A 12,100-nucleotide genomic window follows, 5' to 3' on the forward strand; every position below is an offset into this window, starting at 1 on the left:
TGGATGCCGTGGATGAAGGTGGGATCGTTGAAAACGCGGCTGCCGCGCCTGCGGCAGCGGCTGCAACCGCTGTGGCCTTGGCTGCGCTGGGGCACGGCAGCCTTGCTGGCGCTGCTGCTGATACTGGATTTCGCCTTTCCGCCGCCGTTGCCCCGGCAACGCGACACCAGCACGCTGGTGGTCGCCGCTGACGGCAGCCCGATGCGGGCGTTCGCTGATGCCGAGGGCGTGTGGCGCTATCCGGCGTCGGTCGACAGCGTATCGCCGCTGTACCTGCAGGCGCTGCTGACCTACGAGGATCGCTGGTTCTGGCAGCACCCGGGCATCAATCCGCTGGCGATCCTGCGTGCCGGTGGGCAGCTGCTGCGGGGTGGCCGCATCGTCTCCGGTGGCTCGACCCTGACCATGCAGGTGGCGCGCATTCTCGATCCGCATACGCGCACGCCCTGGGGCAAGCTGAAGCAGATGCTGCGTGCGGTGCAGCTTGAGGTGCATCTGTCCAAGCGCGAGATCCTCGCGTTGTATCTGGAGCGCGCGCCCTACGGTGGCACCATCGAAGGCGTGGAGGCGGCCAGCTGGGCCTACCTGGGTAAGCCGGCCGCGCAGCTTTCGCATGCCGAGGCCGCGTTGCTGGCGGTGCTGCCACAGGCACCCAGCCGTTTGCGCCCGGATCGTCATCCCGAAGCCGCGCAGAAGGCTCGCGACAAGGTGCTGGCGCGCATGGCCGAGCTGGGCGCATGGACGCCGGAGGAAGTGGAAGATGCGCGCATCGAGAACGTGGTCGCACGCTCGCTGCGTCCACCGCTGCATGCGGCACTGTTGGCCCAGCGCCTGCACTCGGCGCATCCGGGGCAGGCGCGGATCCAGAGCAGTATCGACATCGGCCTGCAGCGCACCCTTGAAGAGCGCGTGGCCAGCTATTTCTCAACGCTGCCCGAGCGCACGTCAGCCGCACTGCTGGTGGTCGACAACCAGACCCTGCAGGCGCGTGCGTATGTCGGCACGCTGTCTTTCGGTGATCGGCAACGACTGGGCCACGTGGACATGGTGCAGGCCTGGCGCTCGCCGGGCTCCACGCTGAAGCCGTTCCTGTATGCGATGGCACTCGATGATGGCCTGATCCATTCCGAGAGCCTGCTGGTGGATGCGCCGCAGAGCTTCGGCAGCTATCGGCCGGGCAACTTCGACATGGCCTTCAACGGCCCGGTCAGTGCTGCCAGTGCGCTGCGCCTGTCGCTGAACGTGCCGTCCGTCGACCTGCTGCAGCGGGTAGGTGCGGCACGCTTCGCCGCGCGCCTGTCGCACGCCGGCATCCAGTTGCGCTTCCCGCCGGGCAGTTCGCCCAATCTGTCGCTGATCCTCGGCGGCACCGGCGCGCGGCTGGAAGACCTGGTCGGTGCGTTCGCTGCGCTCAACCGCAATGGCATTGCCGGCCGCGTGCGCTACACCGATGACGAACCGATGATCGAGCGACGACTGGCTTCGCCTGGTGCCAGCTGGATCGTGCGCGAGATGCTGGAATCGAATCCGCGCCCGGGGTACGGCGTTGGCACGTTCGACGTTGGCGGGCGGCCGCGCGTGGCCTGGAAGACCGGCACCAGCTATGGCTACCGCGATGCGTGGGCGATCGGCAGTACCCGCCACTACACCGTGGGCGTGTGGGTGGGGCGCCCCGATGGCACGCCGTTGCCGGGGCAGTACGGCGCGGTCACCGCCTTGCCGTTGATGTTCGAGGTGGTCGACAGCCTGCCGCGCCAACGTGGCGATGCGGCGGCCGCGCCGATGCCGGCCAGCGTGACCCAGGCAGACATCTGCTGGCCAACCGGAGAACCGGCCGAAGGGTTGCCAGCGGCACTCTGCCAGCGACGCCTGTCGGCCTATCTGCTGGACGGTGCGGCGCCGCCGACGTTCCCCGAACGCGAGGCACGGCGATGGCAGCCTGGCCGCCAACGCTACCTGGCTGACGCGCGCACCGGACTGCGCGTATCGGCTGACTGCAGCGCGCCGCATGAGGAAGTCGCGCGTGAGATCGCGCGATGGCCGGCGCTGTTGTCACCCTGGCTGCCCAAGGCTACCCGCGATGCCTCACAGCTTCCCGCGCTGTCGCCGGACTGTCGCGATGATGGTCGCGAGGCCAGCGTGGCCCTGCACATTGATGGCCTCAACGAAGGCGCGACGCTGGCGCGTGCACCCAATGCCGAACATGGCGTACGCCTGCAGCTGCGCGCATTGGGCAGCGAACAGGCCGTGGACTGGCTGCTGGATGGTCGATGGATCGCGCAGACGCGCGGTGCGCAGCTGATGCAGCGCGAGTTCGCCGATCCCGGCGCGCATACATTGACCGCGCTGGCTGCTGACGGCGCCTGGACGCAGGTACGGTTCAACGTGCTGCGGTAGCGCCTGGCCATGCCCGGCGGATGTCAGGTGATCGGGCACCAGCCCGCCGGGCATGGCCCGGCGCTACCGGTCCACCGTGACCCGGTAGGTGCCCACCTTGGTTGGCACGCGCAGAGGCTGCCCACCAAGGTGGGCGACTATCAGGGCGTTCGCCGGGCATGGCCCGGCGCTACCCGTCCACCATGACCCGGTAGATGCCAACCTTGGTTGGCACGCGCAGAAGCTGCCCACCCAGGTGGGCGACTACCGGGGTGTTCGCTGGCACGGTGCGGCGTTACTCCCCGATCCACCCATCCAGCAGGTCGGCGAACTCATCGGCGTGCTCCTCCTCCTGCGCCAGGATCTCCTCCAGGATGCGCTTGGTGGTGGTATCGCTGTCGCCGATGAAGTTGATCATCTCGCGGTAGCTGTCGATGGCGATGCGCTCGGCCACCAGGTTCTCGCGGACCATGTCGCGCAGGTCGCTGCCTTCCTTGTATTCGGCGTGCGAGCGTGCGGTCAGCGTGTCCGGATTGAGGTCCGGCTCGCCGCCGAGCTGGACGATGCGTTCGGCCAGCTTGCCAGCGTGTGCCTGCTCCTGCTGCGCGTGCTCGAGGAACTCGCCCTTGACCGCGTCGGCCAGCATGCCCTTGGCCATGAAGTAGTGACGGTAGTAGCGCAGTACGCACACATATTCGGTGGCCAGCGCGTCGTTGAGCAGCTTGATCACCACCTTGCGGTCGGCGCTGTAGCTGTCGGTGATCGCCCCGTCCTCGATGTTCTTCCGGGCCCGCTCGCGCAAGGTCTGGCGATCGCTGATGCCGGCGACCTTGGCGGAAGGGGAAGTGTTGCTGGCTTTGGCTGGCTTGTTGGACATGGCTGGCCGGTTTCCTCTGCAGTCAGGGTTTCAGGTGGGCAGGTGATCCAGGACGTAGTCGGCTGAGGACACCTCGAACTGGCCGGGCTCCTCGATCCAGGCCGCGCGCACGGTGCCGTCCTCCACGTAAAGGGCAAAACGACGAGAACGCGTACCCATGCCGGATGAACTTGCATCCAGTTCCAGGCCAAGTGCACGGGTCAGTTCGGCATTGCCATCGGACAACATCAGCAGACCGTCGGGTACGTGCTGGTCGGTGGCCCAGGCTTTCATCACGAACGGGTCGTTGACCGCCACGCAGTAGACATCGATGCCGCGATGGCGGAACGCCTCGAACTTTTCCACGTACCCGGGCAGGTGGCGGGCCGAGCAGGTGGGGGTGAACGCACCGGGCACGGCAAACAGCACCACCTTGCGCCCATCGAACAGGGCGTGGGTATCGAGGGTCTCGATACCTTCGCGGATGCGCTTGAGGGTGACTTCCGGAATGCGGTCGCCGACATGGATGGTCATGGGAACTCCTTGCTGGGTGAGGGTAGGGGCCAGGAGGGGACGGGCGCGTCAAGACATTGGAAAACCCACGTATACACCCCATTTGTGTTTTCTGCGGGGGCCGTCAGCCACAGCATGGGGCAGGGCGACGGCAGGCGCATTGCGCTGGATCAGTCGGCCTCACTGCTGCCGCACGGCCGGCGGCGTAGCATCGCCGGCGCGTAGAATGAACCCGGGGCTGTGCCCACCGGCGCGGCCGAAGCGAATCGAGGTAGCTGGATGGAATTCAAGGATTATTACGCCACCCTGGGGGTGGAACCGAGCGCGGGCGAGGCGGAGATCAAGACCGCCTATCGCCGGCTGGCACGCAAGTACCACCCGGACGTCAGCAAGGAGGCCGGGGCCGAGGACAAGTTCAAGGCCATCAACGAGGCCTACGAGGCGTTGCGCGACCCCGAGAAGCGCGCGGCCTATGACCAGCTGCGTGCGCAGGGCTATCGCCCGGGCGAGGAATTCAACGTACCGCCGAACTACGGCGGTGGCGGTTTCAATTTCGAGGAAGTGTTCGGCGGCGGTGGCCCCAACGGCGGTTTCAGCGACTTCTTCGAGAGCCTGTTCGCGCGCCAGCGCGGCGGCCAGGGTGCAGGCCCGGGCCCGGGCTTCAGCAGCCATGGCCATGCGCCCAACCGCGATACCCGGGCCAAGTTGTCGGTACCGCTGGAGGCGGCCTACAACGGCGACAGCCTGCGCATTACCGTCAACGGCAAGCAGCTGGATGTGCGCGTGCCCAAGGGCATCCGCCCCGGGCAGGTGATCCGCCTGGCCGGGCAGGGCAACCACGGCGGCAACCTGCTGCTGGAAGTAGAGTACGCCGCCCATCCGCAGTTCGAGGTCGACGGCCGCAACATCCTGTACACGCTGCCGGTCACACCGTGGCAGGCCGCGTTGGGCACCAGCATCAGCGTGCCGACCCTGGGCGGCGCGGTGGAACTGAAGATTCCGGCCGATTCCGACGCAGGTCGCAAGCTGCGGCTGCGTGGGCGCGGCTTGCCGGGCAGTCCGGAGGGTGACCAGATCGTCGAGCTGGAGATTGTCGCCCCGGCGGCGACGGACGACGCGCAGAAGAAGGCCTATCGGAATCTGGCCAAGGCGTTTGGCGAAACGATCTGACATTCCCTTCGGTGAGTGCGGACCTCGGTCCGCACGCCTTGCGGTAGTGCCGGCCGCTGGCCGGCAGCGGCGTGCCAACCAAGGTTGGCAGCTACCAGGTAGTGCCGGCCGCTGGCCGGCAAGGGCGTGCCAACCAAGGTTGGCACCTACCAGAGCGGCGTCAGCCTTGACCGGCACGTGTTGCGGTAGTGCCGGCCGCTGGCCGGCAAAGGCGTGCCAACCAAGGTTGGCATCTACCGGAGCGGTGGGTCAGCCTTGACCGGCGAACACCCGCTCCAGCACTTCGGACAGTTCGTCTTCCGAGAACGGCTTGGTGATGTAGGCCTTGGCGCCCTGGCGCATGCCCCACATGCGGTCGGTGTCCTGGTCCTTGGTGGTCACCAGGATCACCGGGATGTGCCGGGTCGCCTCATCGCGGGCGAGCGTGCGGGTCGCCTGGAAGCCATTGAGGTTGGGCATCACCACGTCCATCAGCACCAGGTCGGGCAGCTCGGCCTTGGCGGTCTCCACCCCGGCCGCACCATCGGTGGCGGTCAGGATCTGGTGCCCGAGCTTTTCGACGATGCGCTGTATCCCCAACAGCTGCGACGGTGAGTCGTCGACGATCAGAATGCGTGCCATGTTGTTCCCCATGTGATGCCGGAAGTGTAGTGCCGGCATCACGTTGGCGGGAGGGCGACAGCTGCCGTCCGTCGCCTGCCTGCGACGTTCAGTCGATCCGCACCACCGTGCGGCCAAGCGAGCCGCCCGCCAGCATGCGATCGAACACCGCAGGCAGACCGTCCAGGCCGACTTCGGCGGTGCAGATGCGGTCCAGGTGTTGTGGTTTCCACGCGTCACCCAAGCGTGCCCACACTTCTTCGCGCAGCGCGCGGGGGGCATTGGCGGACGAAACGCCGAGCAGCGAGACACCGCGCAGGATGAAGGGCATCACGGTCATGTCCAGCGTCGCGCTGGCGGCCAGGCCCGCACTGACCACGCTGCCATAAGGCACGGTCTGGGCCAGCAGACTGGCCAGCATCGGCCCGCCGGCGTTGTCCAGGCCACCGCCGAAACGTGCCGACTGCAGCGGCCTGGTGTCGGCAAGGGCGTCACGCGGCAGCACCTCGGCAGCACCGATGCCGCGCAGGAAGTCGCTCTGTTCCGGTTTGCCGCTGATCGCGTGCACGGCATAGCCGGCGCGGCTGAAGATGTCCACGGCCAGAGCACCGACCCCACCGCTGGCGCCGGTAACCGCCAGTGGCCCAAGTTCGGGCGTCTGCCGGTTGTCCTGCAGGCGCAGCAGCGCCAGCGCGGCGGTGAAGCCGGCGGTGCCCAGCACCATCGCCTCGCGTGGGCTCAGGCCCGCCGGCTGGGCGATGACCGCGCTCGATTCCAGTCGCACGTACTGGCTGTAGCCGCCATCACGGGTTTCGCTGAGTCCGCAGCCGGTGGCCAGTACCGCATCGCCCTCGCGCCAGGCCGGATCGGTGGAGGCGACCACCGTGCCGGCCACGTCGATCCCGCCCACCAGCGGGAAGCGGCGCAGGATGCGGCCTTTGCCGGTGCCGGCCAGGGCATCCTTGTAGTTGACCGAGGACCAGTGGGCGCGGATCAGCACCTGGCCGGGGTTGAGGTCGTCCAGACGCAGCGGGACCAGGCCGCTGCGGTAGCCGGCGTCGTCTTTTTCGATGCGGAAGGCGGTGAACGGGGTGGTGGGGGCCATCGGCGTTGCCTGACTTCGAGGAAAACGCCACCTTACCCGCTCCGGCCCCTTTCAATCCTGCCGGTCCGCCCCATCTTGTATGATCGGTAGTGGTTAACGGCTGGCGTTGCGGGAAGGGCCCGCGTCGCAGCCCACATCTTGATGGAGCGTGCATGGCCTGGAATACACCCGGCGGCAACAAGGGCGGACAAGGCCCCGAGGACAATCGACGCGGGCCGTTCGGGTCGCGTGGCGGTGGCAATGGTGGCGGCTGGGGCGGATTGCCCGGACCGCTGAAGGACCTGTTCGACGGCGGCATCCTGCGTTGGGTGGTGGCGGCAGTGGTCCTGCTGGTGCTGTTCTCCAGCTTCCAGCTGATCGGCGAACAGCAGCGTGGCGTGGTGCTGCGCTTCGGCCAGTTCTCGCGCATCCTGACCCCAGGCCCGAACTTCAAGCTGCCCTGGCCGATCGAATCGGTCACCAAGGTCAACGCCACCGAGATCAAGACCTTCTCGATCCAGGTGCCGGTGCTGACCCGCGATGAGAACATCGTCAATGTCTCGTTGAACGTCCAGTACCGCATCGATGACCCGCAGCAGTACCTGTTCGGCACCGTTGATGCCAACCAGGTATTGGAGCAGTCGGCGCAGAGCGCGGTGCGCGAGGAAGTCGGCCGCGCCGACCTCAACGCCGTCCTGAACAACCGTGGCCCGCTGGCCGTGGCCGCCGAAGAGCGCCTGCAGACATTGCTGGGGGCCTTCAAGACCGGTCTGACCGTGACCGGCCTGACCCTGCAGGACGCCCGTCCGCCGGAGGAGGTCAAGCCGGCCTTCGACGAGGTCAACGGTGCCCAGCAGGTCAAGGAGCGCCTGATCAACGAAGCCCAGGCCTATGCGGCCAAGGTCGTGCCTGAAGCGCGCGGCCAGGCTTCGCGTGCCCGTACCACCGCCGAGGGCTACAAGCAGGCAGTGGTGTCCAAGGCCGAGGGTGATGGCCAGCGCTTCAGCCTGCTGCAGGCCCAGTACAAGGACGCACCGGAAGTCACCCGCAAGCGGCTGTGGCTGGAAACGGTGCAGCAGGTGCTGAGCGAGAACCGCAAGGTCATTGGTGGCGATGGCCGCCAGCTGATCTACGTGCCGATGACCGGTGATACCCGTGCCAGCACCTCGGCACCGGCGCCGGTGCCGAACCCCGACGTGGTGATGCCGTCGCTGCCGGGTACCACCGCAGTGGAAGCTTCCCGTGATCCGGGCCGGCCGGTGGGCCGCCCGACCGGGCGTTCGAGCGGCCGTGAGGAGGGCAGCCGATGAGAAATTCAATCTGGATCGCCGTTGTCGTAGCGGTGCTGCTGGGCCTGCTGGGTTCGGTGTACGTGGTCCGCGAGGACCAGACCGCCATGGTCCTGAACCTGGGCAAGGTGGTGCGTTCGGACATCAAGCCGGGCCTGCACTTCAAGCTGCCGGTGGTGGAAACGGTGCGGGTGTTCGACCGCCGCTTCCAGGTGCTGGACACCGCGCCGGCCCGTTACTTCACGGCCGAGCAGAAGGACGTCAGCGTCGACTTCTTCGCCATCGGTTACATCTCCAACGTGGGTGATTACTTCCGTGCCACCGGCGGCGATCCGCGCATCGCCAACGCCCGCCTGGCACCGATCATCACCGACTCGCTGCGTAACCAGATCAACTCGCGCACCCTGCAGCAGCTGGTCTCCGGCGACCGCAGCGAGCTGATCGCCGAGCAGCTGAAGGGCATCAACGAAGCCGTTGCCGGGCTGGGCATGCAGATGATCGACCTGCGCATCAAGCAGGTGGACCTGCCCACCGACAGCCAGGTGATCAATGACGTGTACGAGCGCATGCGCGCCCAGCGCAAGCAGGAAGCCGCCAAACTGCGCGCCGAAGGCGAGGAGCAGTCGCTGACCATCCGCGCCCAGGCCGACCGTGACAGCACCGTGCTGATCGCAGAAGCCGAACGCGATGCCCAGCGCCTGCGTGGTGAAGGCGATGCCGAGGCCGCGCGCATCTACGGCAAGGCCGGTTCGGCTGACCCGTCGTTCTACGCGTTCTATCGCAGCCTCGAGGCCTACCGCGGCTCGATGACCGACGGCAACGGCGTGATCGTGCTGGACAAGAACGACCCGTTCCTGCAGTACCTCAAGAACGATCGCTGAGTCCGCACGGCAGTACCTCACGGGGCCCGGCCATGCGCCGGGCCTCGTGCTTTTCCGGAGTTCCCCATGAAAGATCTGTTCGCCGCCGTCTGCCTGGTTGCGGTGCTGGAAGGCCTGTTGCTGTTCGCGGCCCCCGTGGCCTGGAAGCGCATGGCTGAACGCCTGCTGGACCTGCCCAGCCCGGCCCTGCGCAGCTTCGGTGGCCTGGTCCTGCTGGCCGGGTTGAGCCTGCTGTGGTGGGTACGGCATTAGAAGGGTAGTGCCGGCCGCTGGCCGGCAACCTGGGACTGCCGGCCAGCGGCCGGCACCACCGGGGCGGGGTGGCTGACCGGCTGGTGAAGCCGCCCGTCGGAAAGGTGGCACCGGACCCCGGAAACCCGGATAATGCACAAAAGCCGGACGGGCCTCCCCGTTCGGCTTTTTCCGTGTCTGGGCCTTCCATCGCCGGCCGCTCCCCGTTTGGAGCCGCCACCCAAGCGCTGGCCAGCCCCGCTGCGGTTTACCCGTCCGCGGCCCCGATGGCCGCAACAAATAGAGGAACCCGTCATGGGTCAGTCTGTCGTAGTGCTTGGTGCCCAGTGGGGCGATGAAGGCAAGGGCAAGATCGTCGATCTGCTCACTGAGGAAATCGGCGCCGTCGTGCGCTTCCAGGGCGGCCACAATGCCGGCCACACCCTGGTCATCAACGGCAAGAAGACCGTCCTGCACCTGATCCCGTCGGGCATCCTGCGTGATGATGCGCTGTGCCTGATCGGCAACGGCGTGGTGATCTCGCCGGCCGCGCTGCAGAAGGAAATCGCCGAGCTGGAAACCTCCGGCGTGGAAGTGCGTTCGCGCCTGAAGATCTCCCCGGCCGCGCCGCTGATCATGCCGTACCACATCGCCCTGGACCAGGCGCGCGAACGCGCTGCCGGCGGCAAGGCGATCGGCACCACCGGTCGTGGCATCGGCCCGGCCTACGAAGACAAGGTGGCGCGTCGCGGCATCCGCATCGCCGACCTGCATTATCCGAAGCAGCTGGAAGAACTCCTGCGCACCGCGCTGGATTACCACAACTTCGTGCTGACCAAGTACCTGAACACCGATGCGGTCGATTTCCAGAAGACCTTCGACGAGGCGCTGGCCTTCGGCGAATACGTGCAGCCGATGAAGTCGGATGTTGCCGGCATCCTGCATGACCTGCGCAAGCAGGGTAAGCGCGTGCTGTTCGAAGGTGCGCAGGGCGCGCTGCTGGACATCGACCACGGTACCTACCCGTACGTCACCAGCTCCAACACCACCGTCGGTGGTGCGCTGGCCGGTGCCGGCGTCGGTGCTGACGCGATCGACTACGTGCTGGGCATTGCCAAGGCCTACGCGACCCGCGTTGGCGGCGGCCCGTTCCCGACCGAGCTGGACGATGAAATCGGCCAGGGCATCCGCGACCGCGGCGCCGAATACGGTGCCTCGACCGGCCGCCCGCGTCGCTGCGGCTGGATGGACATCGTCGCGCTCAAGCGCGCCGTGGCCATCAACGGCATCAGCGGCCTGTGCATCACCAAGCTGGACGTGCTGGACGGCATGGAAAAGCTGAAGGTCTGCATCGCCTACGAATACAACGGCAAGCGTACCGAGTACGCGCCGCTGGACGCGCAGGGCTGGGAAGAGTGCACCCCGGTGTACCTGGAGTTCCCGGGCTGGACCGAAAACACCCATGGCATCACCAACTGGGACGACCTGCCGCCGGCCGCACGCGCCTACCTGCGTTCGCTGGAAGAGCTGGCCGGCTGCCCGATCAGCATCGTCTCCACCGGCCCGGACCGCGACCACACCATGGTCCTGCAGGATCCGTTCGCCTGAGCGATGCGGCGCTGCCAGACCCTGCCTGGCAACGCTGCCGCACCGGTAGCGCCGGGCCATGCCCGGCGTCGCTGAAAGAAGAAGCCCCGCGAAAGCGGGGCTTTTTCGTTAGTGTGTACGCAATGCCAGCAGGGAAGCGGATCGATGACCGGCGATGTCAGCGCGAAAGGGACGCGGGTGTTGCGGATCACCCTGTGGGTGTTCTGGGGCCTGTGGGCAGTCGCCTGTGTGGTGCTGGCGGTGGGCGCCGTGGCCAACCACCTGGCGTCACGCACGCAGACCCTGCCGTTGGTGCTGAGCCCCGGTGCGAGCGCGGAGATCACGGTCTACCGCTTCATTGATGATCGTCTGCGGTTGCGGCTGCGTTACCCGCCCAACGCCGCCGACCCGGCCCTCGACCCCGACGTGCTGATGCGTGTCGACACCCCCAACGAGCATGCGGACTTCCGTGCGGGCGTGCGTTCTGGCCCAGCCGGGACGGATGTTGTGCGCAGGCTGGAAACCGTTGAAACGGCTGTTTTTACCGCCGCGTACTTCGGCTATGGCCGCGGTGATGCATTGCCCCGTGGCCGCTCCTGGCTGCGGGTGACCGTGCTGGAAGTGGAGCCGGCGCTGGCCGGCAGGCCGGCAACGATCGAAGTGCAGCCGCCGTTGGATCTTCTGAAACTGACCGACCTGGACTACCTCTGGTTGTGGCCGTTCTTCTTCTGGAAACTGGCAGCGCTGCTGCTGCTGGTTCCAGGCATCGCACTGGCGATCTTCACCATCGCGCTGCGCAGGCAGCGTCCACGCGCTGCCTAGGCGCCACGACCAGACCGTGCGGGTTGCGACTTAATCCCCTCCGTCCCCTTTTTTCAGCAATGGATAGGGATTGATCGACTCGCCCTTCCACCACTGCTTCTCCGGGCCCAGCACGTGCACTTCGAAATGCAGGTGCGGCGCTTCGGGGTTGGCGTTGCCGGTGCTGCCGACGTAGCCGATCACGTCGCCGCGCTTGATGGTCTGCTTCTCGGCCAGGCCGTCGGCGTAGCGCTGCAGGTGCGCGTAGTAGTAGCACCAGCGGCCGCTGGGTTCGAACTGATAGATGGTCAGGCCGCCGCGTTCGCTGTCGAACAGCTTCTCGACATGACCATCGGCCACCGCCAGCACCGGTGTGCCGGCAGCAGCCATGATGTCGATCGCATCGTGCACGCGGCCTTCGCTGCGTGCGTCGGTGAAGGTGTCCTGCAGTTGCGAGGGCGTGATGCCCTGTACTGGCAGCAGCAGGCCGGAGGGCGTGTCGCCCGTTGCTGCTGGGGCGGGCGCAGCGATTGCCGTTGTCTCCTGCTCCACGGGTACGGCACGGGCGCTGTCGGCTGCAGCGGAGGTCTGCGCCACTGCAAGGGCGCCGGCCCCCGTGTCATCGGACGGCGCGCCATCACGCTGCAGCCACCATCCGGCTGCCACGCCCATCACCAGTCCCAGTACGATCAATTGCGCTAGTCGCATCGGC

12 protein-coding genes are annotated in these 12,100 nt (G+C 67.1%); 7 read left to right on the plus strand and 5 right to left on the minus strand.

The window, feature by feature from the left end:
• The first annotated feature begins 12 nt into the window (after positions 1–12).
• Positions 13–2,397: a penicillin-binding protein 1C gene (gene pbpC, locus K5K93_RS17680; RefSeq protein ID WP_222388562.1), complete on the plus strand. Its 2,385-nt coding sequence runs from the start codon at positions 13–15 to the stop codon at positions 2,395–2,397.
• A gap of 274 nt (positions 2,398–2,671) precedes the next feature.
• Here the strand turns inward: pbpC and K5K93_RS17685 are convergent, their stop codons facing one another.
• Together K5K93_RS17685 and K5K93_RS17690 are read right to left on the minus strand one after the other, a co-directional pair.
• Positions 2,672–3,253, minus strand: a complete 582-nt coding sequence (locus tag K5K93_RS17685; protein WP_033831761.1) for a ferritin-like domain-containing protein — start codon at positions 3,251–3,253, stop codon at positions 2,672–2,674.
• 30 nt (positions 3,254–3,283) lie between these two features.
• Positions 3,284–3,766, minus strand: coding sequence for a peroxiredoxin (locus K5K93_RS17690; protein WP_222388563.1), 483 nt, complete (start codon positions 3,764–3,766; stop codon positions 3,284–3,286).
• 258 nt (positions 3,767–4,024) lie between these two features.
• Between K5K93_RS17690 and K5K93_RS17695 the strand changes: the two genes are divergently transcribed.
• Entirely contained in the window at positions 4,025–4,915 is an 891-nt protein-coding gene (locus K5K93_RS17695; RefSeq protein WP_025877033.1) for a DnaJ C-terminal domain-containing protein, read from the plus strand.
• Between the two features lie 249 nt (positions 4,916–5,164).
• Here the strand turns inward: K5K93_RS17695 and pilH are convergent, their stop codons facing one another.
• Together pilH and K5K93_RS17705 are read right to left on the minus strand one after the other, a co-directional pair.
• Positions 5,165–5,536 carry a twitching motility response regulator PilH gene (pilH, locus tag K5K93_RS17700; RefSeq protein WP_005410644.1) on the minus strand — a complete coding sequence of 124 codons (372 nt, stop codon included), beginning with the start codon at positions 5,534–5,536 and terminating at the stop codon, positions 5,165–5,167.
• Positions 5,537–5,624: 88 nt separating this feature from the next.
• Complete coding sequence (locus K5K93_RS17705) at positions 5,625–6,620, minus strand: YhdH/YhfP family quinone oxidoreductase (protein WP_222388564.1); 996 nt, start codon at positions 6,618–6,620, stop codon at positions 5,625–5,627.
• Between the two features lie 152 nt (positions 6,621–6,772).
• Between K5K93_RS17705 and hflK the strand changes: the two genes are divergently transcribed.
• The 5 genes from hflK (at position 6,773) to K5K93_RS17730 (ending at position 11,409) form a co-directional block, all read left to right on the plus strand.
• On the plus strand, positions 6,773–7,909 hold the full coding sequence (hflK, locus tag K5K93_RS17710) for an FtsH protease activity modulator HflK (RefSeq protein ID WP_093818645.1): 1,137 nt from the start codon (positions 6,773–6,775) through the stop codon (positions 7,907–7,909).
• A complete protein-coding gene (locus K5K93_RS17715; RefSeq protein ID WP_025877040.1) occupies positions 7,906–8,769 on the plus strand; it encodes a protease modulator HflC in 864 nt (287 codons plus the stop codon). Before hflK ends, K5K93_RS17715 begins: the two co-directional genes overlap by 4 nt.
• Before the next feature lie 66 nt (positions 8,770–8,835).
• A complete protein-coding gene (locus K5K93_RS17720) occupies positions 8,836–9,021 on the plus strand; it encodes a DUF2065 family protein (protein WP_089236459.1) in 186 nt (61 codons plus the stop codon).
• 294 nt (positions 9,022–9,315) lie between these two features.
• Positions 9,316–10,608: an adenylosuccinate synthase gene (locus tag K5K93_RS17725; protein ID WP_025877044.1), complete on the plus strand. Its 1,293-nt coding sequence runs from the start codon at positions 9,316–9,318 to the stop codon at positions 10,606–10,608.
• 144 nt (positions 10,609–10,752) lie between these two features.
• Complete coding sequence (locus tag K5K93_RS17730) at positions 10,753–11,409, plus strand: hypothetical protein (RefSeq protein WP_222388565.1); 657 nt, start codon at positions 10,753–10,755, stop codon at positions 11,407–11,409.
• 30 nt (positions 11,410–11,439) lie between these two features.
• Here the strand turns inward: K5K93_RS17730 and K5K93_RS17735 are convergent, their stop codons facing one another.
• Entirely contained in the window at positions 11,440–12,096 is a 657-nt protein-coding gene (locus K5K93_RS17735; protein WP_222388566.1) for a M23 family metallopeptidase, read from the minus strand.
• Positions 12,097–12,100 lie beyond the last annotated feature (4 nt).

The organism is Stenotrophomonas sp. DR822 (genome assembly GCF_019793815.1).
GTDB lineage: Bacteria > Pseudomonadota > Gammaproteobacteria > Xanthomonadales > Xanthomonadaceae > Stenotrophomonas > Stenotrophomonas indicatrix.